Consider the following 26,325-nt stretch of genomic DNA (forward strand, 5'->3'; position numbering starts at 1 on the left):
TTCAGGCCGCGGCGGCGGGATCGTTGCCGTCATCATCTTCCTTCGTGCTGAAGACCGGCGGCACGTTCCGCAGCTTTTGCAGCGGGATGTGACAGGCGATGCGGTGCCCCTTCTCCGGCTCCAGCACCGGCGGCCTTTCCTGATCGCAGATATCGCCCAGCTTGCTCGGGCAGCGCGACGCGAAGGGGCAGCCCTTCGGTGTGCTCAGTGCGCTGGGCAGCTCGCCTTCCAGCACGATGCGGCGCTTTTCGATGGACGTATCCGCGACCGGCACCGCCGACAGCAGCGCCTCGGTATAGGGATGGTAAGGCGGCGAGAACACTTCCTCGGTCGTGCCCTGCTCCATGATCTGGCCCAGATACATCACGACGATGCGGTCCGCCAGATAGCGCACCACCGACAGGTCATGGCTGATGAACAGCAGGGTCGTGCCGGAATTACGCTGAATCTCCATCAGCAGCTGCGTCACCGCCGCCTGCACCGAGACATCCAGCGCCGAGACCGGCTCGTCGGCGATCACCATATCGGGATTGCCGGCGAAGGCGCGGGCGATGCCGACGCGCTGCTTCTGCCCGCCAGACAGCTGGCGCGGCCGGCGCTTGGCGAAATCGCGCGGCAGCTTCACCATGTCCAGCAGCTTCAGGACGCGCTGCTCGATCTCCTTCGGATCGCTGGCGACGCCGAACTTGCGGATCACCCGGGCGATCTGACCGCCCACCGTATGGCTGGGGTTCAGCGTATCGTTCGGGTTCTGGAACACCATCTGGAGGGAGCCGATCTGCTCCGGTGAACGCTGTTCCACAGGCAGGTCGCCGATATCGTCGCCATTGAAGCGGATACGCCCCTCGCTGGCCGTCTCCAGCCCCATCAGCACCTTGGCGAAGGTGGATTTGCCGCAACCGGATTCGCCGACGATGGCGACCGTCTGCTTGCGGCGGGCATCGAAGCTCAGCGTTTCGTTCGCCTTCACATAGCGGATGGTGCGGCCCTTCAGCAGCGCCAGCAGGGAATTGTCGGACAATTCGTAATATTTGCGCATCTCCTCGACGCGCAGCACCCGCTCGCCCGGCGCCATCGGCTCCAGCGTCTCGGCATCGGGTGCATAGGCGCTCCAGTCGATCTCTTCCCAGCGCAGGCAGCGCACCGCATGCGGACGCGGCGCACCCGAAACCGTCTCCAGCGGGATGCCGCCGGTATCGCAGCGCCCGGACTCGAAATGATCGCAGCGCGGCCCGAAATTGCAGCCCTTCGGGCGCTCATGCGGCAAGGGCAGCTGGCCGCGGATCGGCATCAGCGGGCGGGCATACTTGTCCGACCCCGGCATCGGGATCGCGCCGAACAGCCCGTGCGTATAGGGATGGCGCGTGGTGGCGAACACCTCGTCGATGCTGCCCTCCTCGATCACCTCGCCGGAATACATCACGAAGACGCGGTCGCAGGTCTCCCGGATCAGCCCCAGATTGTGCGAGATATAGAGGTTGGAGGTACCGAAATCGCGGCTGAGGTCGGCGATCAGTTCGACGATGCCGGCCTCCACCGTCACATCCAGCGCCGTCGTCGGTTCGTCCAGCAACAGCAGCGACGGCTTCGACAGCAGCGCCATGGCAATCACCACGCGCTGCTGCTGGCCGCCGGAAATCTGGTGCGGATAGGCGTCCAGAATACGCTGCGCATCCGGTAGGCGCACCGCATCCAGCAACTCCGCCGCGCGCTTCATGGCGGTGCGCTCGTCCACGCCCTCATGGCAGATCGGCACTTCGGCCAGCTGCCTGCCGATGGTCATGGACGGGTTCAGCGCCGCCATCGGCTCCTGATAGACCATGGCGATCTCGCCGCCGCGCAGCCGGCGCAGCTCGTCCGGCGGCATCTGCACGATATCGCGGCCCCGGAACTTGATGGAGCCGCCGACGATTCCGCCATTGTCGCCCATATAGTTCATGATCGCCATGGCGACGGTGGATTTGCCGCAGCCCGATTCGCCCACCAGACCGGCGGTCTCGCCCTCCTTCAGCGTGAGGTTGAAGTCAACCACCGCCGGAATCTCGCCGGCGCGGGTGAAGTAGGAGATCGAGAGATTCTCGATCTCCAGTACGGGTGTGTCGCTCTTGCCGTTTATCGCCATTGGTTCAGTCCTTCAGCGATATTTCGCGCAGGCCATCGGCCAGCAGGTTGAAGCCCAGCACCAGCGAGGAGATGGCGATGCAGGGGAAGATCGTCATGTGCGGGAAGACCATCGCCATGCCGCGCGTCTCGTTCACCATGCCGCCCCAGTCGGGATCGGGCGGCGGCAGCCCGAGGCCGAGGAACCCGAGCACGCCGATGGTGATGATGACGTAGCCAAGGCGCAGGCAGCCATCGACGATCAGCGGGCCGCGTGCATTCGGCAGGATCTCCACGAACATGATGTACCAGGCCGATTCGCCACGGGTCTGCGCGGCCGCCACATAGTCGCGGGTACGCAGATCCAGCACCAGGCCGCGCACGATGCGCATGATGCCCGGCGCGCTGGCGAAGGTGACGGCGATGATGATGTTGATGCCCGAGGCGCCGAAGGTGGTGATGACCACGACATAGAGCACCAACACCGGGAAGGAGAGGATGATGTCGGCCGCGCGGCTCAGCACATCGTCGATCCAGCCGCGCTTGTAGCCCGCCGCCAGCCCCATGACGATGCCGACGGCATAGGCGCAGAAGGTGGCGAGCGGCGCGTAGAACAGTACGGTCCTGGCACCCCATACGAGGCGCGAGAGGATGTCGCGGCCGAGATGGTCGGTGCCGAGCCAGAAGGTGCCGCCATCGGGCGCCGTCACGCCCGGCACCTGGAAGGGCACATATTGCGAATTCGGCGGATAGGGCGCGATCAGCGGCGCCAGCAGCGCCAGCAGGCACCAGAACAGGATGATGGCAAGGCCGACCGTGCCGACACCGCTTTCGCGGATCAGCGCGAGACGGCGCCAGTTACGCAGCAGGAGGCCAGGAGAACGGGTCGGAAGCGCGCTGTCTGTCATTGCCGCCTCCTCACGCGAACCGGATGCGGGGATTGAGATAGGTATAGCCGATATCGGCGATGGTCTGCGTCGTCACCGCGACGAACACGGCCACCATGGCGCAGGCCTGGATCATATAGATGTCCTGGTTGAGCGAAGCCTCCAGCAGCAGCGCGCCGAAGCCCTTATAGGCAAAGAAGAACTCCACCACGATGACGCCCGACAGCAGCCAGTTGATCTGCAGCATGATGACGGTGAAGGGCGCGATCAGCGCGTTGCGCAGCGCATGGCGCAGGATCACCTGATGGTAGGGCAGCCCCTTCAGCACCGCGGTGCGGATATAGGGCGTCTGCATCACCTCGGCCATCGAGGCGCGGGTCATCCGCACCAGATAGCCGAAGCCGTACAGGAACAGCACCGAAACCGGCAGGATCAGCTGCACCGGATCGAAGCCGCCGCTCATCGCGCTGGTGCCGGGCAGCCAGCCCAGCGTAAAGACGAAGATGAAGGCCAGCAGCACGGCGCTGGCGAATTCCGGCACCGAGGTGGTGCCGATGGAGGTCAGCGAGATCACCCGGTCGAGGGCCGAGCCCTCCTTCATGCCGGCCAGCACGCCCAGCGCCAGCGAGGTCGGCACCATGATGGCGTAGGTCGCCGCCCCCAGAATCGCAGTGTTGCCCAGCCGGTCCCACAGAACGTCGGAAACCGGCACCTTGAAGCGGATGGACTGGCCGAAATCGCCACTGGCGATGCTGAACAGCCAGTCGAAGTAGCGCACATAGAGCGGCCGGAAATAACCGTTGTTTTCCAGCCAGATATTGCGCTGTTCGATGGAGGTGTAGGGGCCCAGAACCTTGACTGCCACCGCCTCGCCATTCACCTCCAGCAGGAGGAACAGCAGGATCGACACCACCAGCATGGTGACGATCATGAAGGCCAATCGCTTGGCCAGAAAAATCACCATTCTCGATAGTCTCCAGCAGCGGCGGTGCGCACACCCTTTTCCCTAATCCACCCCCGCAAGGGGGGCGGAAAAAGGCCCATCGCCCTCCCCCGGCAAGGGGGAGGGGTGGGGTTGGCGTCAAGGTGGCACACCGGCCTGCGCACGATCAGGCGTCGAGCCAGATCTTGTTGACGTGCATCTCCTCGGCCGGCTGGATCTGGAAGCCCTTCACCTTCTTGTTGCTGGCGGTGAAGATCGAGCGCCAGTAAGGCTGGATGATGACCGCGTCCTGCTGCAGCATCTTCTCGACCGGCACCATCTTCTCCTTGCGCTTCTCCGGGTCCAGCACGCCCATCGCATTGTCGAGCAGCTTGTCGAACTCCGGATTGGCGTAGGAGCTTTCGTTCCAGGCCACGCCGGAACGATAGGCAAGGTTCAGCACCTGCACGCCGAGCGGGCGATGCGTCCAGGAGGTGAAGCCGAAGGGCGTGGTGGTCCAGCGGTCCCAGTAGGTGCCGCCGGGCAGGATATTGACCTTCAGGTTGATGCCGGCCGGCTTCACCATCTCGGCAATGGCGAGACAGGTGTTCGGCTCCCAGGACGGCTGGGTCACGCAATCGATGGTGATTTCCAGACCGTTCGCATAACCGGCCTCTGCCAGCAGCTTCTTGGCCTTGTCGTAATCCTGATTCATCGCCGGCAGCTCGGCATATTCCGGATGCACCGGGCTGACATGATGGTCCTCGCCGGGCACGCCGAAGCCCTGATAGGCCAGTTCCAGCAGACGCTTATGGTCGATACAGGCCTGGATTGCCTGGCGTACGCGCACATCGTCGAACGGCTTTTCCGTCACCTTCATGCGGGCGACGCCGGTCTGGCCGGTCACCGTCTCGTAAATCTGCAGATGCGACATCTGCCTTACCGCCGGCACGTTCTCGGTGATCAGGCGGTACAACAGATCGACCTGGTCGGAGGCCAGTGCGGCCAGCCAGGCGGAGTGGTCGTCGCCATGGTCGATATAGGTAACGCCGTCCAGATAGACATCGCCGCCCCAGTACTTGCCCTCGCGGCGCTCGAAGCGGGCGGTCTCGCCGACGCGGAAATCCTTCAGCGCGAACGGGCCGGTGCCGATCGGGTTATCGACCAGATTGCCGCCCATCTTCGCGAAATCGCGGTGCACGATCAGCGCCGGATAGTCGCCCATCGATTCCGGCAGGGCGATATCGGCGGTCTGCAGCTTGAAGCGGACTGTGTGCTCGTCCACCTTCTCGATCGCCCCCGGCGCCATCTTCTGCTTGCCGCCCTCCTCGACCATCATCGAGCTGAAGCGGCCCAGATTGGAGGAACCGGTGGCGGGGTCGAGCCAGCGCTCGAAATTGAAGATCACGTCATCGGCGCCGAATTCGTCGCCATTCGACCATTTCACGCCCTTGCGCAGGCGGAAGGTCCAGGTCTTGAGATCGTCGGACGTCTCCCAGCCTTCGGCGAGGTGCGGGCGCGTCACATTGTCGGAGCCGACCTGGGTCAGCGATTCGACGATATGCCGGCCGACATTGCCCTTCTCCGACCAGTCATAGGTCGCGGGGTCCGTGATCTCCTTCACATTCATGGAGATGCGGAGATTGCCGCCCTTTTTCGGGGTGCCGGTCTGCGCCAGCGCCGCGGAGCTGGTGCCCATCAGCTTGTCGGCCATGGTGTAGGCCGTGCCGGCGGAAACGCCGAGCAGGGTCGCCGTGCGCAGGAAGTCGCGCCGGCCAATGCGGCCCTTGCCGAGCTGGTCGGCGAGCTTGGGGATATAGGGGTGAATGCCGTTTTTGGGCGTGTCGCTCATGAATGTATCTCCCGCTGTCTCATGGGTCGCTGCGCCGCTTTCATCAAGTAAAAAATCATGTTTTTACTCAACGTCTCGATCAACCGACATCATGTCTAAATAGATAATACGATTTTTATTGGAGCGGCCAGTATCAGTGGCTATCCAAGAAAATCTCCGCACACATCATTTGCAAAATGCCGACCGAACGACAGAGCGCTCGATTGGGATGGACTAGGATTTTTAGAGCCACAGCCCGATTTGTCAACCTCGCTGGGCTGCAATATTCAGAAGATGATTGATAGAAAAGGAAAATTAGTTATTTTCATCAACAAGAAAAAGGGCGCCGCCTGCCATGGCGACGCCCAGTTGGGGGGCTTTCAGAAAATTCGGGGACCGGAAATCAGCTATTCTCCATGCCCTGCAGGACGATCTCGCCCTGCTCCAGGGCCTGTTTCAGCTCCTCGACGCCACGCCGGGCTTCCTCGTACATCTCGCGGCAGCGCGCGATCTCACGCATCTCGCCCTCGGTGACCGGGCCGCGACCGCTGGCGCCGCTGTCCAGCAGCTTCGCCAGGTAGCGGCCCCGCAACTTCGCGGCGATGGTGACGATGCCCTCGATCTCGCGGGCGGACACGTCCATGACGGTCTTGCGCGCCTCGCTGGCGAATTGCTGGCGCTGGAACCCATCCAGCTCGCGCAGCAGCTGCTGGCGGTTCACACCCTTGCGCGGCAGGCCGGCACCCTGCCCCTGCAGCCAGGCGGCCTGCGGCTCGGCCCGTTCAGTCCGCTCGGCGCCGCGGTCGGTGTTGCGCTCAGCACGCAGCGGCTCGGCCGGGCGTGCCGCCGGCTTGGCTTCCGGCTTCGCTTGCGGCTTTATCGCACGGATCGAAGGGCGCACCGCCTTGGCGGGAGAAATCACAGGATTTTGCGGCGCATCGGCTTCGGTGCTGGCCTCGCGGCGCGGCGCGGCGAAACGGGTGGCGGTCATCAGAGACATGTTCCCTCCTGGCGTAAAGCGGGTGGCCCCAAATGGGCCTCGCCAGTACAGAAAGCAACCGCCGTGCCAATCGCCACGACAACCGAAAACAATTGTAAAATCAGCCGATTAAGGCGAAATCACCATAGCCGACACTAGGCTCATGGCAGCTTTTGCCGGGTCGGCATCGGGCACCCGGCAGAAACGGTCAAGGGTAACGGTCAAAGGGTGCGGTAGCGGTCCACCCCATCCGCTCCGGTTTCGCGCGCCAGCCGGCCTTCATGCAGCAGCCGGTTCAGATGCGCCAGCGCCTCACCGATGGCGAAACCGAGCTGCATCATGTCCAGCTTGCGGGTGAACATCGCGTTCATCACCTCGACGCCGGTGCGCGGCGTCCTGGCACAATCCTCCAGGATCAGGTCCAGCCGGTGCTGGTGATGCTGGCGCAGATTGGATATCCGTTCGTGTACGCCGGTGAAAGGCGTGTCGTGCGAGGGCAGCACCAGCGTGTCGTCCGGCAGACCGGCGAACCGGTCGAGACAGCCGAGATAGCGGGCCAGCGGATCGCCATCGGGTTCCTGCGGCCACAGCGAGACGTTCGGGCTGATGCGCGGCAGGATGATATCGCCGGAGATCAGCAGCCTGTCCTCCGGGCAGGCGAGGCAGGCATGCTCCGGGCAATGCCCCTCGCCAATGATGATCTGCCAATCGCGGTTGCCGATGCGGATCGTCTCGCCACCGAAGATACGCCGATAGGCTGCCGGGATCGGCTCCACCCCCTTGCGGTAGCGCCCGACGCGCTCCAGCAGCGCCGGCATCTGCTCCTCGCTGACGCCGGCGCGGGTGTAGAAGGCACGGGCGACGGCCTCGCGGCTGCCATCATCCTCGGCGCGCTGATGGCGGCCATAAAGCCATTCCGCCTGCGTCATCCACAGCGGCGCGTTCCAGCGCTGCGTCAGCCAGCCGGCCTGGCCGATATGATCGGGGTGAAAATGCGTGACCAGGATGCGCGTCACCGGGCGGCCGCCCAGCGTGCTGGCGAACACGCCTTCCCACAGGGTGCGGGTCTTCTCGCCGCCGATGCCGGTATCGACGATGGTCCAGCCCTCGCCATCCTCCAGCAGCCAGAGGTTGATGTGGTCCAGCGCGAAGGGCAGCGGCATGCGCAGCCAGTACACGCCGTCAGCCACGCGCATCGTCGTGCCGCCCTCGGGCAGCTCACTGAACCGATAGTTGATTTCCGGCTTCATGCTTTGTTCGTCTCCCCGCTTTTCGTTGCGGCAAAGACTAGCGGCCCGGTGCCGGATGGCAAGCAGGCAGCGTGAACCATCGCCGGATGCCAGCCATGCAGGCCATGCAGGCCGCCGGAGCGGCGCTAAGGATCAGACGTTGAAGTTGAAATTGATCGGCTGGACCAGGTTCAGCAGATAGGCGTCCCTGCCGGAGCCCAGACCCAGCTGCGAGGTGGCGGACTCAGCATCCTTCATCGCCAGGAATTTCTGGATGAACTCCACGGCGAACTTGCTGGACCCGGCATAGGGGTCCTCCGTTTCAGACGACTCGCTGCCGACAAACTGGGCCAGCGTCGCATCGACGATGCTCTTTTCCATCTGCTGCGTGCGCAGATCGGAATTCAGCGTCTCACGCACCCGCCCCAGCGAGAACAGCGCGTCGTTTAGCGCCGCGATGGCACCGGTGCTGTCACCGCCATCGCTTGGCAGGCCATCGGCCCCGCCACGCAGGATCGCACCGAAATTGGTCGCGAAATCACTGATCGCATCGACGCTCATAAGCCGGCCGCTGGATTCCACACGGTACTCAATGTTTTCCTGGTCAGCGGACAGCAGGTTCCGTCCCTCAAACGCGGCAGCGTTGATATAGGTCTGCAAATCGTTCGACAGCCTGCGATAGGCGCTGTCCACCGCGGCGCGCGGGTCCAGCGTCTCCGACGCCAGGTTGAAGGAGCTGGCGTCGATGGAAATCTCGCGGAAGGCGGTGCTGGTGGCGGTCGCGATCTGATTGTCCAGCGCGGTCAGAACGCCCTGGGCATTGGCGAAGGAACTGATGTCGCGGCCGGTCAGTTCGGCCAGCACGCTGGTCGTCAGATCGCGGCCGCGGGCCTCGATATTGAAACCGTTCAGCAGCTCGTAGCTCTGATTACCGCCGGCCAGCAGATTGTCGAGGCCAGCCGTGCGCGGATCGTTGATCAGGTCGCCGATCTTGCCGACAATCTCGTCATACTGGGTCTGCAAGCCGGTACGGTTGGAGCTGGCGGGCAGCGCGGTGGACTCCACCGCCAGGCCACGCAGTTCACCCAGCAGCAGATTGATCTCGCTCAGCCGCGAGCCGGCATCGCGTACCGCTTCCGCGCCCGGATAGAGCGATGCAGAATTCAGGGTCGCGGCGAATTGCGGGATCGAGGCAATCGCGTCCGTCAGCGCCGTGCGGTCGGCGGTGACTTCTTTGCGGACATTGGCCAGCTCCGTCGTGCTGCTGGTGACGATACCGCCCGCGGTCGCCAGATTGCCGGCGTCGCCGGAGCCGGTGACGGCCTGGAAGCTGGCGTTGGCGGCATCGATATCGGCCAGGAAGCCGGTGAGGTCCTGCGAGCGCGTGGTCAGGGTCTCGCCGGTCGATTTATACTGCACGGACAGGTCGGGCAGCGCGCCGCTCAACAGGTTTTCCAGCGTGCCGGCAGCATCCGCATCGCCGTCGTCATAGGAATAGGTCGCCTCACTATAGGCGGTGTTGATCTTGTCGCGCAGATCCGCGAACTCGGTCTTGTAGCTGTCCAGCCTGGCGGCGTTGGCGGGGTCGCTGGCGAGGCCGACCAGCGTGTTCATGCGGCTGACATAGCCTTGAATGCGGCCCAGCGAATCATTGGCGGCGGCCAGCAACCCGTTCTGGCGCACCATTTCGGGGATGGCGGCTTCCTGCACTGGGATTTCCGCCTGGAATTCGCCGGCCGGGTCCTGCACCGCATCCAGCGCGCCATAGCCGGCGCGGATCAGCTCAAGCTGGCTCTGGATCGCATCGACCTGGGCAATCGCCTGCTTCGACAGCTGCACGCCATTATAGAGCAGCGTCTGGTCGTCGCGCGCATCATCGATGCGGATCGAGCCGCTGCCCGTCTGCGCCGTGCTCTCCACACCCTTGAATTTTTCGAGGTCGAGCCGCCCTTCGATGAGCCGCGCCTGCGTTTCCACCGACTGCACGGCAATCTGCGCCGGCAGGTTCAGCGTGAAGGTGACGACCGAGCGCAGCACATTGTCGCCCAGGATATCGTAGGGGCTGGTGACATTGCCGATATTGCGCAGGAAGTAGGTCGCCTCGCGCAGTGCCGGATTGTTGTTGCCCAGCGCCTTCTCGAACTCGTTGAGAATATATTTCTGCGACAGGTCTTCCAGGAAAGCCGCGTCCTGCAGCTTCGACATGCCGCTGTTCGCGAAGTCGAAGGCGCCGGCGATTTCGCGGTAGCGGTTGTCGGACAGCCGGTTGGCCAGCGAGCTGTTGTCGTCCAGGTCGCTTTCCAGCACCTTCTTCAGGCGCCCGGGATACTGCGCTTCGCTTTCCAGGCTGAAGGCCGACAGGGCAAAATTCATCAGCCGGCGATCCTTCATGAGATCGTCCACGCTTTCGATGGAGCCGGCCTTTTTCTTGAAATACTCGACCTCGCGCATGACCTGCGCAGTCTGTCCGAACTGCGTGATCTGCTGCGAGGTGTTCTTCTGCAGCATCTGGAAGGAGAGTGCTGCGGAGACACCGCTCATATAGGCGACGTTGGCTACCATGACGCTTCTGTCACTTCTCTTGCCGGTGGGCGTAGGGCAGGCCTTTTACCGCCCAATTCCACGAGATGAACATTAGCATAGCCTCCGCACGAGTCCAGAAGAATCTCGTGCACAGCCAAGCAAGATGCGGGCCATACCTCCCTGGCCCGCCCCCGCCCGTCACGCGGCCTTACGCGCCGGCACCGATTTCTCGCCCAGATCCCAGAACAGCCCGGCCATCATCTGCAAGCCCTCGCGGATGATCGGCAGCAGCGCATGCTCGTTCGGCGCATGCTGGGAGCAGGACGCATAGGAATGCGGGACCCAGACGGTAGGCAATTTCAGCACGTCGGTAAAAATGTCGTTGGGCAGCGAGCCGCCGAGATTGGGCAGCACGGCGGGCTTCGCCCCCAGCGTCGCCTCGATGGAGCCGACCGCCCACTTCACCCAGGGATCGTCCGGGTCCAGGCGCGTCGCCTTGAAATAGGCATCGCGGCTGGCCGCCAGCTGCACCGCCTGGAAGCCGCGCGCGTCCAGATGCTTGCGTAAAGACGGCAGGAAATTCTCCGGGTCGCTGCCGACCACGAAGCGGATCTGGCAATGCGCCTTGGCCGAGGGCGGGATGGCGTTCACCGGGCGCTCCGGATTGCCGGTCTTGAAGGCCAGCACATCGAAGCTGTTCCAGCCATAGACGCGCTCCGCCGGGGTCATGCCCGGCTCGCCCCACCATGCGTCGATCTTCGGCCCGTCCTCGCCGCCATCGACGGTGCAGTCGGCCAGCGCCGCGCGCACCGAATTGGGGATCGGCGTCGGCAGGAAGCCATCGACCAGGATCTTGCCGGTCGGCGAGCAGATCGAGGCGATGGCGTGCGCCAGGATCACGCCGGGATCGGCCAGCAGCCCACCCCAATTGCCGGAATGATGCGCGCCCTCGCGCAGATCCAGCCACATGTCGAAATTGAAATTGCCGCGCGCGCCCAGGAAGATGGTCGGGCGGCCCGGCTGCAAACGGGGACCGTCGGAGGCCAGCAGCAAATCGGCGGCCAGCGCGTCTTTCTCCTGCTCGCACAACAGACGCAGGCCGGGGGAGCCGGTTTCCTCGCCGGTCTCGATCAGCAGCTTGCAGTTGAAGCCGAGATTGCCGCGCGCGCCGATCACCGATGTCAGCGCCTGGATGTTGATCGAGTGCTGGCCCTTATTGTCCGCCGTGCCGCGCCCGTAGAGCTTGTCGCCCTCCTGCTTCATCTCCCACGGGGTGATGCCGTCGCGCCACTGGTCCTCCAGCCCGCGGATCACATCGCCATGGCCATAGCTCAGCACGGTCGGCAGCCCCTCGCCCTCGATGCGCTCGGCGATCAGGAACGGCCCGCCATGCGCGACCGGATTCGGCAGGATGCGGCAGGAAAAGCCGATGGCCTCCAGCGTCGGCTGCATCTCGTCGGTGAGGTAGGCCAGCAGCGCGTCCTTGCGCTCCGGGTTCTGGCTTTCCGTGGGGATCGCCACGCGCCGCGCGAGGTCCTTCAGAAAAGTCCCATTGTCGAGTTGCGCCACCGCGTCCGCGATCGCTGCCTGCCTGCTCATGTCCTGATATCCACCGGGTAGGGAACGGAAGCCCGGAGTTTAGCGCCGGAAAAAGCCGGGCGGCAAGGTGGGGATACTAGGTTTCGGTGGCATTCCTGCTTGAGGGAGCGAAGCACCGGCGGGAAAACCCTTATCTTGTCACCCCCGGACTTGATCCGGGGGTCCAGGGGCGGTGCTCTGCCTGCATCTTATTTGCCTGCCGCCCTGGATTGCCGGGTCAAGCCCGGCAATGACAAGATGAGAGCTCTACAACAGCCCCAGCGCCTTGAAGCTCGCATGGTCGTCGCGGCCGATGACGACATGGTCGTGCAGCGCGATGCCGAGCGCCTTGCCGGCGGCCTGCACCTCCTTCGTCATCTCGATGTCGGCGCGGCTGGGCGTCGGGTCGCCGGACGGGTGGTTGTGGACCATGATGAGGGCGGAGGCGTGCAGTTCCAGCGCGCGGCGGATCACCTCGCGCGGATAGACCGGCGTCTGGTCCACCGTACCCTTCTGCATCAGCTCGTCGGCGATGATCATGTTCTTGCGGTCGAGGAACAGCACGCGGAACTGCTCCAGCTTCTCGAAGCCCATGGAGGCGCGGCAATAATCCAGCAGGTCGCGCCAGGAGGAGATCACAGGCCGGTTCAGGATGCGCTGGCGCAACAGCCGGTGCGCGCCCGCCTGCACGCTCTTCAGCGCGGCCAGCGCGCTCTCCCCCACCCCCTCGATCTCGGACAGCGCGTGCGGGTCGGCGCTGATGACCTCGGCGAAATTGCCGAACCGGTCAATGAGCCGCTTGGCCAGCGGCTTCATGTCGCCGCGCGGCTGGGCCAGGAACAGCACCAGCTCCAGCAGTTCGTAATCCGGCAGCGCGTCGGCGCCGGCCGCCAGGAAGCGCTCGCGCAGGCGCTTGCGGTGGCCGTGATAATGCGGCCGTTCCGTCTCTTCTTCTGCCGCTTCCGCCGTCGCCTGCCGTGCATTGTGCCGGGCCATGCCGCACCATTCCTGATTGGCGTTCCCGCCATTGAACGGTGCGGCGCGCGGCTTGGCAAGGGGGGTGTCTCTCCCCCCCTCAATGGGTGACGTTCGCGTCCTTCGGCATCACGAAGGGGTGCGCCGATTCATAGGCGCGGGCGGCCTGCAGCACCAGCGCATCGGCATGGGCCGGTCCGACGATCTGCAGCCCGATCGGCAGTCCCGCCTTCGTAAACCCGCAGGGCGCGCTGGCGGCGGGCTGCTGCGTCAGGTTGAAGGGATGGCTGAACGGCGCCCAGTCGGGCCAGCGGCTGAAGCCCTTGCCCGCCGGGAATTCGATGCCGGCATCGAAGGCAGGCTGCGGCAGGGTCGGCGTCAGCAGCAGATCGTAGCTCTCATGGAACAAATTCATGGTAAGGCCAAGCGAGGAGCGCGCCTCGGCCGCCTTGGCGATCTGCTCCGAGGTATAGGTCAGCCCTTCCTCCGCCACCTCGACGAAGCCGGGATCCATCAGCTTGCGCTGCTCCGGCGTCAGCTTGCGATAGAGGTTGGCGGCACCGAAATACCAGTGGGTGCGGAACACCCAGGCCGGATCCTCGAAGCCGGGATCGACCTCGTCCACCTCCGCCCCCATATCGACGAAGACCTGCACCGCCCGGTTCACCGCCTCGGCAATCTCCGGATCGACCTTGGCATAGCCCAGCGCCGGGCTGTAGGCGATGCGCAGCCCCTCGACGCCATCCTCCAGCCCGATGCGGTAGTCGCGTCCGTCATAAGGCAGGGAGAACCAGTCGCGCGCATCCGGCATGGCAATCGCGTTCATCATCAGCGCCGTGTCGCCCACGGTGCGGGTCATCGGCCCGACATGCGACAGCGTGCCCATCGGGCTGGCCGGGAAGGCGGGAACCCGGCCGAAATGCGCCTTCAGGCCGAAGATGCCGGTGAAGCCCGAGGGCATGCGGATCGAGCCGCCGCCATCGGTGCCAATATGCAGGCATCCCATGCCAAGCGCCGCCGCCGCCGCCGCCCCGCCGGAGGAACCGCCCGGCGTCTTCGAGGTGTCCCACGGATTGCGGGTGATGCCGGTCAGCGGGCTGTCGGTGACGCCCTTCCAGCCATATTCCGGCGTGGTGGTCTTGCCGACCAGAACGGCCCCTTCCTCGCGCAGCCGCGCCACGGCGGGCGCGTCCTCCGGCCAGTTCTGGTTGCGCGCCACGGTCTTGCTGCCGCGCAGGGTCGGCCAGCCCTCGCTCAGGATCAGATCCTTCACCGTCGCCGGGATGCCATCGACCATGCCGCGCGGTTCGCGCTGCATCCAGCGCGCTTCCGAGGCGCGGGCGGCGGCCAGCGCCGATTCGGCATCGACCAGGCAGAAGGCGTTCACATGCGGGTCCACCGCCTCGATACGCGCCAGCACCGCCTTGGTCACCTCGACCGGCGACAGGCTCTTGCGGCGGTAGTGCTTCAGCAGCTCCGTCGCGGGAAGATAGCAGATGTCGATATTGTCGTTTGTCATTGGCCTACCCTGTTCCGTTGGGCAGACCTTAGCGAAGCGGAGGCGCGTTTGACCAGCCCCCGAAGAAGCCGGTCCGGTTCAGACGCAGGTCAGACGTAGGGTGGGCGGTCCCAGCCCCTGGGCGAGGCCGTGAAAATCTCGAACCCGTCCTCGGTCACGGCGATGGAATGCTCGAACTGCGCCGACAGCGAACGGTCCTTGGTGACCGCCGTCCAGTCATCGGCCAGCACCTTCACGTCATAGCGGCCGGCATTGATCATCGGCTCGACGGTGAAGAACATGCCCGGGCGCAGCGCGATGCCCTTGCCCGGCTTGCCGTAATGCAGGATCGACGGTGCGTCGTGGAACACCTTGCCCAGGCCGTGGCCGCAGAAATCCCGCACCACGGAAAAGCGCTGCCCCTCGGCATGGGTCTGGATGGCATGGCCGATATCGCCCAGCGTGGCGCCGGGCTTCACCGCCTGGATGCCCAGCATCATCGCCTCATAGGTGACATCGATCAGCTTCTGGCCCTTCACGCCGATCTTGCCGACCCCGAACATGCGGCTGGTATCGCCGTGCCAGCCATCCAGGATCACCGTCACGTCGATGTTCAGGATGTCGCCCTCGACCAGCTTCTTGTCGCCGGGAATACCGTGGCAGACGACATGATTGACCGAGGTGCAGATCGATTTCGGAAAGCCGCGATAGCCCAGCGGCGCCGGCACCGCGCCATTTTCGACGATGTAGTCATGACACAGCCGGTCCAGTTCGCCGGTGGTCACGCCAGGCTGTACATGCGGCGTGATAAAATCCAGCGTTTCGGCCGCAAGCCGCCCGGCGCGCCGCATGCCATCGAAGTCGGCGGCGGTGTGAATTTTGATGCTGCGCTCTTCGCGTCGGAGGTCTTCCATGACCTGATCCTTATCGCATAGAAAGAGGCCGAAATCACGGTCATCCGGCGTAAAAGCCCGGCCTATACCGCCAAGCGACCCCACTTGTCCAGCCAGATGGGGATGACGGGATGGCGCGTCACCTGCTTTTACGGCAGATCAGCCCTTCCGTGATGCGGTGAGCACCGCCGCCATTTCCTGTTCCAGCGGCGCCTCCTTCCCATCCTTCACCACGCCGACCTTCGGCACGATGCAGCCGATGATCGAGGTCACAGTGTCGCTGTCCGCCGACAGCGGCAGCAGCAGCCGCTCATAGGCGGCGAACCAGAAATCCTTGTAGAAGCGCTGGGTCTGGCAGGTGGGTGCGCGGCTCTCCACCACCTCGCGATAGGCCGCGCCGGCGATGCGGCGGAACAGCGGATTCGGCATCTGATCGACATATTTGCCTTCGGGATTGCTGCCATAGAAGCGCTGCAGCGCCATCCCGATGGTGCGGTAGCGGAAGCGCGATGGCGCCCCATTCTCCGGCCAGACAACCTCGACATGCAGCAGATTCGGCAGCTCGTCCGCCAGATCGACCGGTCCGATACGGCCGGGATCGGGCATGCGGTAGCCGTCGGCGGCATGCAGCCACAGCGCATAGAGTTTCTGCAGCCGCGGGCTGACGATGCGCATGGGGCGCGGCATTGCAGACGGCGCTGCCTTGGCGGGGGTCATTCTGCTGCTATCCCTTTCCTGCACGCATGAGGCGGCCTATCTTCTCCCGGCGCGCCCTTGCGTTTTCCTCTGCGGCCTGCATCCGTAAAGCAAGAAAGTTAAGGTTTCATCCCATGGAATCAAACCCCGCCCCCACAGCCTCACTCGTCATCATCGGCAATGAGGTGCTGTCCGGCCGCACCAAGGACGCGAACCTCGCCTATCTGGGCGCGCAGCTGGCCGAGATGGGCATCCGCATGATGGAAGTGCGCATCGTGCCCGATATCGAGGCCAATATCGTCGAGGCGGTGAACGCGCTGCGCGCACGCTACTCCTATGTCTTCACCACCGGCGGCATCGGGCCGACGCATGACGACATCACCTCGGCCTGCATTGCCGCGGCCTTCGGGGTGAAGCTCATCCGCCACCCCGACGCGATGGCGGTGCTGGCCGCGCACTATGCCGCCACCGGGGCGGAGTTCAACGACGCGCGCAAGAAGATGGCCGAGGTGCCGGAAGGTGCCACGCTGGTCGAGAACCCGGTCTCCAAGGCGCCCGGCTTCCGCATCGGCAATGTCTATGTGTTCGCCGGCATCCCGCGCATCATGCAGGCGATGTTCGACAGCGTGCGCGGCGAGCTGGCGACTGGCGCGCCGATCGCCTCGCGCACCGTATCTTGCCGGCTGGGCGAAGGCACGCTGGCGCAGGGGCTGGGCGCCATCCAGGCGCGCCATCCCGACATCGACATCGGCAGCTACCCCTATTTCGCCGGCGGCGGCTTTGGCGTGTCGCTGGTGCTGCGCGGCACCGACGAGGCGGCGCTGGACACGGCGGCGGAGGAAGTGCGCGTCCTGATCCGCAGCCTCGGCGGCGAACCCGTCGAGGGCGAGCCGGTGAAGGAAGCAGCGGCGAAGTAGGCGGAGCTGGGTGAGGGGGAAAACGAATCCCACCACCATCGGCGATTGTCCTGGCCTGCCCGGACGCGCTATCAAGGGCGCGGCTACTCCCCCTGCCCGCTTGGCGGAATCGGTAGACGCAGCAGACTTAAAATCTGTTTTCCTCCGGGAAGTGCCGGTTCGAGTCCGGCAGCGGGCACCAGGGAGGACGCCGGAGGCTATTCGAAAAAATCCTCGTCGATCTTCTTGATGTAGAGCGTCTCTTCGATACGGCAGCCGACATCGTAGCGGATCATCAGCCGCGCGAGCTGCGGACCGTCTATGAGGACGATGCGCTTGCTCAAGCTCTCCGCCGTCTGCTTCGCCGAGGCGCTGAAGCCGGAGGTGGTGACGAACAGCCCCTTGGCTGCCTTGAACCCGTCCAGCGCGCCGAAGAAATCTCGGATCGCCCCCGCGCCAACGATATTGCCATCGGCATAGCGCTTTGCCTGGACATAGACCCGGTCCAGCCCCAACGCATCCTGATCAATCACGCCATCAATGCCGCCATCGCCGCTACGCCCGATCACCAGCGCCTCGCCGGCCTGCCCGGTCGAACCGCCATAGCCCATGGCGACGAGAAGCTGCACCACGATCCGCTCGAAAAAAGCCGGCGGAGCCGCCTGAATACGTTGCAGGATTTCCTGAGACAACTCCGCCTCAAGACCGGCATGGGCTTCGCGGATCAATTCGTCAGGCGTGGCAGCTTGATCAGTATCCTCGCTTGCCGGTTCGTGCGTTGCACGTATCTCTTCGGCGGGCTGATGAAACGTCAAAAACTCGGGGTACTGCTTCAGGAACTTGACGTTCAGGGCGGCAGGTGGATTTTCCATCACCTTCAGCCCGCGTTCCGAAATACGGAACAGCCCACGGCCTGTCAGCTCGATCAATTTTGCCTTGCCAAGATAGCTTTTCGCCCAGCGTACCCGATTCGCGAACACCCCTTGTTTGCCCGATGGCAACAGGGCCGCCAGATCGTCAGCGCTCAAATGCAGATCAGCGGCAATACGATTTTCCACCTCAGCGATATGCACCTCGCCATCCGCTGATGCCTTGAGGACCGGCATCAGCAATTCCTGGAAATTCGGTATCGCCATTCCCGTATTGCCTCCCTGATAACACGCACAATTATTAAGTGCATGTTATCCAAAGCAATACGAATTTAACTATTACTATTTCACCCCTACCCGATGGTCATCAGGCTGGCATTGCCGCCGGCCGCCGCCGTATTGATGCTGACCGCGCGTTCCTCCAGCAGCATGAACAGCGGATAGTCGTCGCGGCCCTCGGCCAGATCCGCGCGGGTGACGCCATGCACCGGCACGATGGCGCCGGGACGCTCGGCCAGCGCTCGGTTCAGCGCCATCAGCGCGTCACTGTCGCCCTCGAACAGCAGTGCCGCACACGCAGCCTTCGCCACATCCTCGACCGGCTGGATCAGCGGCTTCACGGCGTCCGGCACGCCCGCGAACAGCGTGGCCCGATCCGCCGGCACCAGCGCGCGGTTGCCGGTCGCCAGCGCCGCGCCGACCTGGCACAGCAGCCCCTCCTCGCCCTGCGTCAGGCAGGCGATGGTGCCGCGCGGCGTCAGCGAGTAGAGATTGCGTTCGCCGACCGGGCCGGGCAGCTCGACCGAGGCGCCCAGCAGGCTGCGGTCAATATAGCGGGTGACGGTTTCAGCCACCGTTGACTTACCCGACGCCGCCAGCCAGTCGCGATAGGCAAGAGCCGGGGCCAGCGCCTTTTTCGAGGGGGCGAGGTCGGCATGTTTGTCCGCCGGGCGGCGCGACAGCAGCCGGTGCAGATAGAGCGGCCCGCCCGCCTTCGGCCCGGTACCGGACAGGCCGCGCCCGCCGAAGGGCTGCACGCCGACCACCGCGCCGATCAGATTGCGGTTCACATAGATATTGCCGGCCTCCGCCTGCGCGGTCAGCTTTGCGATGGTCTCGTCGATGCGGCTGTGCACGCCGAAGGTCAGGCCATAGCCGGTGCCGTTGATTGCCTCGACCAGCGCCTTCAGCTTCGGGCGGCGATAACGCACGACATGCAGGACGGGGCCGAACACCTCGCGCTCCAACTCGCCGATATCGCCGATCTCGATCAGCGCCGGGGCGACGAAGGTGCCGTGCCGCGCCGCCGGGGGCAGTTCCGCCTGCTCCACCTTGTGGCCCTTGCCGCGCATCGCCTCGATATGGGTCTGGATGGTCTGCCGCGCCTCCTCGGTGATGACCGGGCCGACATCGGTCGCCAGCCGGTCCGGATTGCCGACCGTCAGTTCGGCCAGCGCGCCGCGCAGCATTTCCAGCACCCGGTCGGCGATCTCCTCCTGCAGGCACAGCACGCGCAGGGCGGAGCAGCGCTGGCCGGCGGAATCGAAGGCCGACATCAGCACGTCCAGCACCACCTGTTCCGGCAGGGCAGAGCTATCCACGATCAGCGCGTTCTGGCCGCCGGTCTCGGCGATCAGCGGCACCGGCTTGCCGTCGGCGTTCAGCCGCTCGGCCAGTTTGCTGCGGATCAGCCGCGCCACCTCGGTCGAGCCGGTGAACATGACGCCCGCCGTGCGCGTATCCGCGACCAGCGCAGCACCCACCCGGCCATCGCCCGGCAGCAATTGCAGGGCACCGGCCGGCACCCCGGCCTCCTGCAGCAGGGCCACGGCCTGCGCGGCGATCAGCGGCGTTTCCTCGGCCGGTTTCGCCAGCACGGCATTGCCGGCTGCCAGCGCCGCTGCCACCTGCCCGGTGAAGATCGCCAGCGGAAAGTTCCACGGGCTGATGCAGACCACCGGCCCCAGCGGGCGGTGCGTGTCATTGGCGAAGCCGTCACGCACCTGCACGGCGTAGTAGCGCAGGAAATCCACCGCCTCGCGCACCTCGCCGATGGCGTTGGGCAGCGACTTGCCGGCCTCACGCACGATGAGGCCGAGCAGCGCCTGCATCCGTGCCTCCATCAGATCGGCGGCACGGTCGAGGCAGGCCGCGCGCTCCTCCGGCGGGGTCGCCTGCCAGATTGGCGCGGAAGAAGCGGCATGGCCCATCGCCGCCGTGACAGTCTCCGGCGTGGCATCGAAGCAGACGCCGACGAGATCGCGGTGGTTGGCTGGGTTGCGGATCGCCCGCTCGACACCGTCTGCCGGGCCGTCGGCCAGCAGCGGCTCGGCGCGGTAGGGCATCTCCACCCCGCTCAACAGGGCGCCGGACAGCGAAGCCAGCCGCTGTTCGTTGGTGAGATCGAGGCCGGCGGAATTCGGCCGCGCCGGCCGGAACAGGTCGCGCGGCAGGGAAATCTTCGGATGCGGTGCCCCGACCGGCGTGATGGCGGCGGCCTGCGCCACCGGATCGGCGACCAGATCCTCCACCGGGATCGACCGGTCGGCGATGCGGTTCACGAAGGAGGTGTTGGCGCCGTTCTCCAGCAGGCGGCGCACGAGGTAGGCCAGCAGCGTCTCATGCGTGCCGACCGGCGCATAGATGCGGCAGGGCCGGTTCAGCTTGTTATGGCCGACCACCTCGTCATAGAGCGGCTCGCCCATGCCGTGCAGGCACTGGAACTCGTACTGGCCGGCGTAATAATTGGCGCCCGCCATGTGATAGATCGTCGCCAGCGTGTGCGCGTTATGGGTGGCGAATTGCGGGAATACCGCATCGGGGGCGGCCAGCAGCTTGCGCGCGCAGGCGATGTAGGAAACGTCGGTATAGAGCTTGCGGGTATAGACCGGGAAGCCCTCCAGACCGTCCTGCTGGGCGCGTTTGATCTCGCCGTCCCAATAAGCACCCTTCACCAGCCGGATCATCAGGCGGTGGCCACTGCGCCGCGCTAGGTCGATCACATAATCGATCACGAAGGGCGCGCGCTTCTGATAGGCCTGGATGACGAAGCCGATGCCGTTCCAGCCGGCGAGATCGGGATCGAAGCAGAGCGAGTCCAGCAGATCGAGGGAGATTTCCAGCCGGTCGGCTTCCTCCGCGTCGATGTTCAGGCCGATATCATACTGCTTCGCCAGCAGCACCAGCGTCTTCAGGCGCGGCAGCAGCTCGCCGGTCATGCGCTCATACTGGCTGCGCGAATAGCGCGGGTGCAGCGCCGACAGCTTTACCGAGATGCCCGGCCCCTCATAGATGCCGCGCTTGCCCGCCGCCTTGCCGATGGCGTGGATCGCCTGCTCATAATCGCGATAATAGCGGTCGGCATCCGCCGCCGTGACCGCCGCCTCGCCCAGCATGTCGTAGGAATAACGGAAGCCGCGCGATTCATATTTGCGGCTGTTGGCCAGCGCCTCGGCGATGGTCTGGCCGGTGACGAACTGCTCGCCCATCATCCGCATGGCGATATCGACGCCCTTGCGGATCAGCGGCTCGCCGCCCTTGCCGATGATCCGGGTCAGGGCCGAGGACAGGCCGGCCTCGCTGCTGGTGCCGGTCAGCTTGCCAGTGACCAGCAGCCCCCAGGTGGCGGCGTTCACGAACAGCGACGGGCTGTGGCCGATATGCGCCTCCCAGTCGCCGACGCCGATCTTGTCGCGGATCAGCGCGTCGCGGGTGCCACGGTCGGGGATGCGCAGCAGCGCTTCGGCCAGGCACATCAGCGCCACGCCTTCCTGGCTGGACAGCGAATATTCGTGGATCAGCGCCTCGACGCCGCCGCCGTGCATCTTCTCGCGCAGCGCTTCGACCAGCGTGCCGGCAAGCGCCTTCGCCGGATCGGTGACGCTCTTCGGCAAGGCGGCCTGGGTCAGCAGCAGCGGCAGGCATTCCGGCTCCGGCCGGCGGTAGGCCGCCGTGATCTTGGCGCGCAGCACGCTCTGCGGCTGCACCGTCTGGGCGAAGTCCAGGAAGGGCGCCAGTGCTGCATCCTCCGCCGCCTCGACCATGTCGAGATCGTCGCCCTCCTCGCCCAGGATCGCGGCCAGCGTGCCGCCACGCTCGATCTGCTCGACGGTGTTCAGCAGCGACTGTTTCACCAGCCAGTGCGGCGAGCGGCCGACCTGCTCCGCCACTGCCTTCAGCCGGGCGCGCAAGCGTTCGTCGATCTTCACGCCGATGGTGGTGGAGGATGTCTTGACGCTGCTGCTCATGGCCTGCTCCGGGCGGCGGGTTGCACCTCTCTCAAAATACGGTTGCACCTCGTCGGGTGCAACCGGAGTTTGGTCTGCTCAGAAATAAGACACTCACTCCATCCGTCATTCCCGGCCTTGTACCGGGGGTGACGGCATGAGGATGAGGCGAAGTCACTGCTTCTTAGTCAGCTTAGCTTGCACAAACTGTCTCCAAATCGGCGACAATATGTTTCGATTAACCTGAATTGTATCCAATTCGAAAAAGCGTATCTTCATCCCCAACGGCGGCCGGACGGCAACTCAGCCGGGCCGGCCACACGATCCAAACACGGAGGGATGAGAGATGATGACAGCAACCCAAAATACCCAACCCAATACCCAAAACGTCGCTTATGCGGCGCTTGTGACCCGGCTGTCGCTGGGCGTGATGTATCTGGCCCATGGCCTGCTGAAACTGCTGGTCTTCACCCCGGCCGGTACGGTGGGGTTCTTCGAGTCGATTGGCCTGCCCGGCTTCCTCGCCTACCTGACCATCCTGGCGGAGGTCGGCGGCGGGCTGTTGCTGATCGCCGGCATCGGCACGCGGCTGGTCTCGGCGGCGCTGATCCCGGCCCTGCTGGGCGCCCTATTCCTGGTGCATGCCGACAAGGGCTGGCTGTTCTCCGCCCCCGGCGGCGGCTGGGAGTACCCGGCCTTCCTGATCGCGACCTCGGTGGTGGCGGTTCTGCTGGGCAACGGCGCCTATGCGCTGGCCGACCGGCTGCCGGTGCTGCGCGAGACGAAGCTGGCGTCATAACCGAAACTGGCGGGGGCTGCCTGGAAACGGGCCGCCCCTGCCGCTTCAAGGAAAACCGCCATGACCATGCCCACGCTCTTCGTCTCGCACGGCTCACCCATGCTGGCGATCCAGGACGGGCCGGCGCACCGTTTCCTGAAGGGCTACGGCGCCACGCTCAGCAAGCCGGCGGCGATCCTGTCCGTCTCCGCCCATTGGGAGGCGGCACAGCCGACCGTCTCCACCGCCGGGCGTCCGGCCACCATCCATGATTTCAGCCGATTCCCGCAGGCACTGTTCGATATCGACTATCCCGCCCCCGGCGCACCGGACCTCGCCGCAAAGGCCGCCGGCCTGCTGCGCGCGGCGGGCCATGAGGCAACGACCGATGCCGGGCACGGCCTCGATCATGGCAGCTGGGTACCGCTGTCGCTGATGTACCCGGCGGCGGACGTGCCGGTCTTCCAGCTTTCCGTGCAGACCTGCTACGGCCCGGCGCACCATCTGGCGCTGGGGCAGGCACTGCGCCCGCTGCGCGAGGAGAATGTGCTGATCTTCGGATCGGGCAGCCTGACGCACAATCTGCGCGCCTTCTTCACGCAAGATGGCAGCGGCGCGACGCCGGGCTGGGTGGCGGACTTCGCTGACTGGACGGAACGCGCCATCGCGGAGGGCCGCACCGATGACCTGCTCGCCTACCGCGAGACCGCCCCATACGCCGTGCAGAACCACCCGACGGACGAGCATTTCCTGCCGCTGTTCGCCGCACTGGGCGCGGGCAGCGACGGCAAGGGAAAGCGCGTCCACCACAGCATCGATGGCGGCGTGCTGGCGATGGACATGTACCGCTTCGACTAGCGCCCCCGCACCACCCCGCCGGGGCCGAGCATGAGGTTGGCGAGCGCGCCATATTCATGCTCCATCCGCCAGGACAGCAGGCGCTGCGCGCACTCCAGCATCACACCGGCATAGGCCGGATCATTGGCCAGATTGCGGGTCTCCTGCGGATCGTCGCGCATGTCGAACAGCAGTGGCGGTAGCGCGGTGAAATGCACATATTTCCAGCGCTCCCCGCGCATCGCTATCAGCGTGCAATGGTCGGCCTTCAGCCCCAGCGGTTCCTGCAGCACCGGCAGGCGGGCGTCGCGGAAATCGAACAGGAAGCAGGCGGCGTCGCGCCAGTCCTCGGGAGCCGGCTGCCCCTCCAGAAAGCCGGTCAGCGGGCGGCCGTCGCACTGGTCCGGCACCTCGAGGCCGAGCACCTCCAGCACGGTCGGCATCACATCCACCGATTCGGTGAAGTCGGTCACCTGCCGCCCGCCCGGCATTCCCGGCGCGCGGACAATCAGCGGGATGTGGAAGGCCCCATCGAACCAGCCCTGCTTGCCGAGCAGGAAATGATCGCCCAGCATCTCGCCATGATCGCTGGTGAGGATGACCAGCGTGTCATCCCACAGGCCTTCACGCTTCAGGAAGCCGAACAGCCGGCCCAGATTGTCGTCCACCTCGCTCAACAGCGCGTAATAGGTGGCGCGGAGTTGGCGCATGTCGCGCGCGCTCATCTCGGCGGCCAATCCTACCCCATGCTGGAAGAAGGCCGATTGCGGGATCGCCTCCAGCATCGCCTTCAGCAGCGGATGCTGGGCCTTGTCCTCCGCGATGTCGCCGCACAGCGGCGGCGGCACCGCGTCCGGATCGTACATCGCATGATAGGGTTCCGGCGCGATGAAGGGCGGGTGCGGGCGCAGGTAGGAGAGGTGGACGAAGAAGGGTTCCGCCCCCTGCATCGACAGATGCTCGATGACGCGGTCGGTCAGCCAGTGGGTTTCGCTGTCCTCCGCCCTGAAGCGGGCCGGCGCGAAGGTCGGGCCCTTATCGGGCGTGACCGCCGCCGGGTCAGGCCGGTAGATCGCATAACCCGGCCCCGGCACGGCGTAGCCCTTTACCTTCAGGCTGGCGAGCCAGGGCTTCGAATCCTCGGCCATGCGCACCCCCACCGTGAAGCCGGGCAGCACCCCCTCATAGGTTTCCAGCCGGGGATCGCCGGGTGGCAGCTCACGCGGATCGGCGGCACTGTCGGTATAGCCGAACAGCACCGGGTCATAGCCGGCCTTGCGTGCCTCCAGCGCGATGTTGGTGAAGCGCGCCTCCAGCGGCGTGCCGTTGCGGATCGAGCGGTGATTGTGCGGATAGAGGCCAGTCAGCAGGCTGGCGCGCGACGGGCCGCAGGGCGAGGCATTGGCGTAATGCCGGCGGAAGAAGGTGCCCTCCACCGCCAGCGCATCGATGTTGGGCGTGCGCACCAGCGGATGGCCCGCCGCGCCCACAGTGTCGCCGCGCCACTGGTCGGCGGTGATCAGCAGAATGTTGCGCGGTTTCGTCACGGCCATGAAGTCCCCCCTCTTGCGGCGGCCCATCATCGCCTACGCGGCGCCGCCGTCCAGCGGATTTCAATGATGGTTCCGCGACAGTTGCGGGCGGCCCTTGCCCTGCCCAAAATTCGTCGCAGTTAGACATTTAACATCAGGCGAACAGACAGGAGGGAGAGACATGAAACCTGAGCCCATCGCGCTGCGTCCCCTGGCCCGCCGGCTGATGCTGATGCTGGGTCTGGCCGCCCTTGCGGCTTTCGCGCTGCATCAAAACGCCAACGCGCATCATGGCTGGAGCAGCTACGATTCCGCGAAGCTCGTCACGTTGACCGGGACAATCAAGTCCGCCAGCTACGACAACCCGCACGGCACGCTCGACATGACCGCCGAGGGCAAGGAGTGGAATGTCATCCTTGCTCCGCCGTTCCGCATGGACAGCCGTGGCCTCGAACGCGGCATGCTGACCGAGGGCAAGGAAGTGACAGTCGAGGGCTATCAGAACCGCCGCGATCCTCAGGAGCTGCGCGCTGAACGCATCACCGTGGACGGCAAGACGGTCGAACTGCGCTGATGCCCCCCGATTCGCAGGGGCCCGCCCTTCTGCACTGGCTGCAGGATGGCGCCATCGGCCGCGCCATGCGGGAAAGCCTGTGGCTGTTCCCGGCGGTGGAGATCGTCCATATCCTGGGCTTTGCCCTGCTGATCGGCACCATCGTCGCGCTGGATTTTCGCCTCCTGGGCTGGCGCATGGCGGCAATGCCCGTGGCACAGCTGGCCAGCCTCACCCTGCCGCTTTCCATTGCCGGCTTCGCGCTGGCGCTGCCCAGCGGCCTGCTGCTGCTGACGACGGAGGCCGCGCATGTTGGCGTGAACCCTGCCTTTCTTGTGAAGATAGGGCTGATCTTCCTTGCCGGCCTGAACGCGCTGCTGCTGCATCGCGGCGCGTGGCGCAGTGTCGCCGCCTGGCCAACGGACGCCCCGCCGCCGGGCGCCAGGCTGGCGGCCATCGCCTCGCTGTTCCTGTGGCTTGGCGTGCTGATCGCCGGCCGGATGATCGCCTATCTGTAAGTCTG

General features: G+C 65.2%; 20 protein-coding genes and 1 tRNA gene. 6 read left to right on the forward strand and 15 right to left on the reverse strand.

The annotated features are described in order from the left end of the window. Nucleotide 1: 1 nt before the first annotated feature. From BKM74_RS06850 to BKM74_RS06905, 12 genes are all read right to left on the reverse strand, one after another. On the reverse strand, nt 2-2,122 hold the full coding sequence (locus BKM74_RS06850) for a dipeptide ABC transporter ATP-binding protein (protein ID WP_086464945.1): 2,121 nt from the start codon (nt 2,120-2,122) through the stop codon (nt 2-4). 4 nt (nt 2,123-2,126) lie between these two features. Continuing rightward, nucleotides 2,127-3,008, reverse strand: coding sequence for an ABC transporter permease (locus BKM74_RS06855; protein WP_086464946.1), 882 nt, complete (start codon nt 3,006-3,008; stop codon nt 2,127-2,129). Nucleotides 3,009-3,018: 10 nt separating this feature from the next. Then, nucleotides 3,019-3,951, reverse strand: coding sequence for an ABC transporter permease (locus tag BKM74_RS06860; protein ID WP_086464947.1), 933 nt, complete (start codon nt 3,949-3,951; stop codon nt 3,019-3,021). Nucleotides 3,952-4,096: 145 nt separating this feature from the next. After that, nucleotides 4,097-5,761, reverse strand: a complete 1,665-nt coding sequence (locus BKM74_RS06865) for an ABC transporter substrate-binding protein (RefSeq protein ID WP_086464948.1) — start codon at nt 5,759-5,761, stop codon at nt 4,097-4,099. A 382-nt stretch (nt 5,762-6,143) separates the two neighbouring features. After that, a complete protein-coding gene (locus BKM74_RS06870; protein ID WP_140056037.1) occupies nt 6,144-6,740 on the reverse strand; it encodes a hypothetical protein in 597 nt (198 codons plus the stop codon). Nucleotides 6,741-6,940: 200 nt separating this feature from the next. After that, a complete protein-coding gene (locus BKM74_RS06875) occupies nt 6,941-7,969 on the reverse strand; it encodes an MBL fold metallo-hydrolase (RefSeq protein ID WP_086464950.1) in 1,029 nt (342 codons plus the stop codon). 132 nt (nt 7,970-8,101) lie between these two features. Continuing rightward, a complete protein-coding gene (locus BKM74_RS06880; RefSeq protein WP_086464951.1) occupies nt 8,102-10,510 on the reverse strand; it encodes a DUF1217 domain-containing protein in 2,409 nt (802 codons plus the stop codon). A 159-nt stretch (nt 10,511-10,669) separates the two neighbouring features. Continuing rightward, nucleotides 10,670-12,070 carry a M20 family metallopeptidase gene (locus tag BKM74_RS06885; protein WP_086464952.1) on the reverse strand — a complete coding sequence of 467 codons (1,401 nt, stop codon included), beginning with the start codon at nt 12,068-12,070 and terminating at the stop codon, nt 10,670-10,672. A gap of 246 nt (nt 12,071-12,316) precedes the next feature. After that, nucleotides 12,317-13,045 carry a RadC family protein gene (gene radC, locus BKM74_RS06890; RefSeq protein WP_086464953.1) on the reverse strand — a complete coding sequence of 243 codons (729 nt, stop codon included), beginning with the start codon at nt 13,043-13,045 and terminating at the stop codon, nt 12,317-12,319. Between the two features lie 79 nt (nt 13,046-13,124). Next, on the reverse strand, nt 13,125-14,543 hold the full coding sequence (locus BKM74_RS06895) for an amidase (protein WP_086464954.1): 1,419 nt from the start codon (nt 14,541-14,543) through the stop codon (nt 13,125-13,127). A gap of 89 nt (nt 14,544-14,632) precedes the next feature. After that, nucleotides 14,633-15,436, reverse strand: a complete 804-nt coding sequence (map, locus tag BKM74_RS06900) for a type I methionyl aminopeptidase (RefSeq protein WP_086464955.1) — start codon at nt 15,434-15,436, stop codon at nt 14,633-14,635. 138 nt (nt 15,437-15,574) lie between these two features. Then, the gene (locus tag BKM74_RS06905; RefSeq protein ID WP_086464956.1) at nt 15,575-16,132 is read right to left on the reverse strand and encodes a PAS domain-containing protein; all 558 of its coding nucleotides are present in this window, start codon (nt 16,130-16,132) and stop codon (nt 15,575-15,577) included. Nucleotides 16,133-16,245: 113 nt separating this feature from the next. Here BKM74_RS06905 and BKM74_RS06910 point away from each other — a divergent pair, with 113 nt between their 5' ends. Together BKM74_RS06910 and BKM74_RS06915 are read left to right on the forward strand one after the other, a co-directional pair. Next, entirely contained in the window at nt 16,246-17,028 is a 783-nt protein-coding gene (locus BKM74_RS06910) for a competence/damage-inducible protein A (protein WP_086464957.1), read from the forward strand. Between the two features lie 94 nt (nt 17,029-17,122). Continuing rightward, nucleotides 17,123-17,209 (forward strand) — tRNA-Leu (locus tag BKM74_RS06915). Between the two features lie 16 nt (nt 17,210-17,225). Here BKM74_RS06915 and BKM74_RS06920 read toward each other — a convergent pair. Together BKM74_RS06920 and putA are read right to left on the reverse strand one after the other, a co-directional pair. Then, nucleotides 17,226-18,143 (reverse strand): restriction endonuclease, encoded by a 918-nt coding sequence (locus BKM74_RS06920; RefSeq protein WP_086464958.1) that lies wholly within the window; start codon nt 18,141-18,143, stop codon nt 17,226-17,228. 86 nt (nt 18,144-18,229) lie between these two features. Next, the gene (gene putA / locus BKM74_RS06925) at nt 18,230-22,123 is read right to left on the reverse strand and encodes a trifunctional transcriptional regulator/proline dehydrogenase/L-glutamate gamma-semialdehyde dehydrogenase (protein WP_086464959.1); all 3,894 of its coding nucleotides are present in this window, start codon (nt 22,121-22,123) and stop codon (nt 18,230-18,232) included. Nucleotides 22,124-22,451: 328 nt separating this feature from the next. Here putA and BKM74_RS06930 point away from each other — a divergent pair, with 328 nt between their 5' ends. Together BKM74_RS06930 and BKM74_RS06935 are read left to right on the forward strand one after the other, a co-directional pair. Beyond that, complete coding sequence (locus BKM74_RS06930; RefSeq protein WP_322096627.1) at nt 22,452-22,901, forward strand: DoxX family protein; 450 nt, start codon at nt 22,452-22,454, stop codon at nt 22,899-22,901. A 60-nt stretch (nt 22,902-22,961) separates the two neighbouring features. Continuing rightward, nucleotides 22,962-23,738, forward strand: a complete 777-nt coding sequence (locus BKM74_RS06935; protein WP_086464961.1) for a DODA-type extradiol aromatic ring-opening family dioxygenase — start codon at nt 22,962-22,964, stop codon at nt 23,736-23,738. Here BKM74_RS06935 and BKM74_RS06940 read toward each other — a convergent pair. Beyond that, nucleotides 23,735-25,270, reverse strand: coding sequence for an alkaline phosphatase family protein (locus BKM74_RS06940; protein WP_245825843.1), 1,536 nt, complete (start codon nt 25,268-25,270; stop codon nt 23,735-23,737). The genes BKM74_RS06935 and BKM74_RS06940 overlap by 4 nt on opposite strands. A 160-nt stretch (nt 25,271-25,430) precedes the next feature. Between BKM74_RS06940 and BKM74_RS06945 the strand changes: the two genes are divergently transcribed. Together BKM74_RS06945 and BKM74_RS06950 are read left to right on the forward strand one after the other, a co-directional pair. Beyond that, on the forward strand, nt 25,431-25,823 hold the full coding sequence (locus BKM74_RS06945) for a DUF6152 family protein (RefSeq protein ID WP_086464962.1): 393 nt from the start codon (nt 25,431-25,433) through the stop codon (nt 25,821-25,823). Further along, nucleotides 25,823-26,320 carry a hypothetical protein gene (locus tag BKM74_RS06950; protein WP_086464963.1) on the forward strand — a complete coding sequence of 166 codons (498 nt, stop codon included), beginning with the start codon at nt 25,823-25,825 and terminating at the stop codon, nt 26,318-26,320. Before BKM74_RS06945 ends, BKM74_RS06950 begins: the two co-directional genes overlap by 1 nt. Nucleotides 26,321-26,325: the final 5 nt, after the last annotated feature.

The sequence above is a fragment of the Oceanibaculum nanhaiense genome (assembly GCF_002148795.1).
GTDB classification, from domain to species: Bacteria; Pseudomonadota; Alphaproteobacteria; order Oceanibaculales; family Oceanibaculaceae; genus Oceanibaculum; species Oceanibaculum nanhaiense.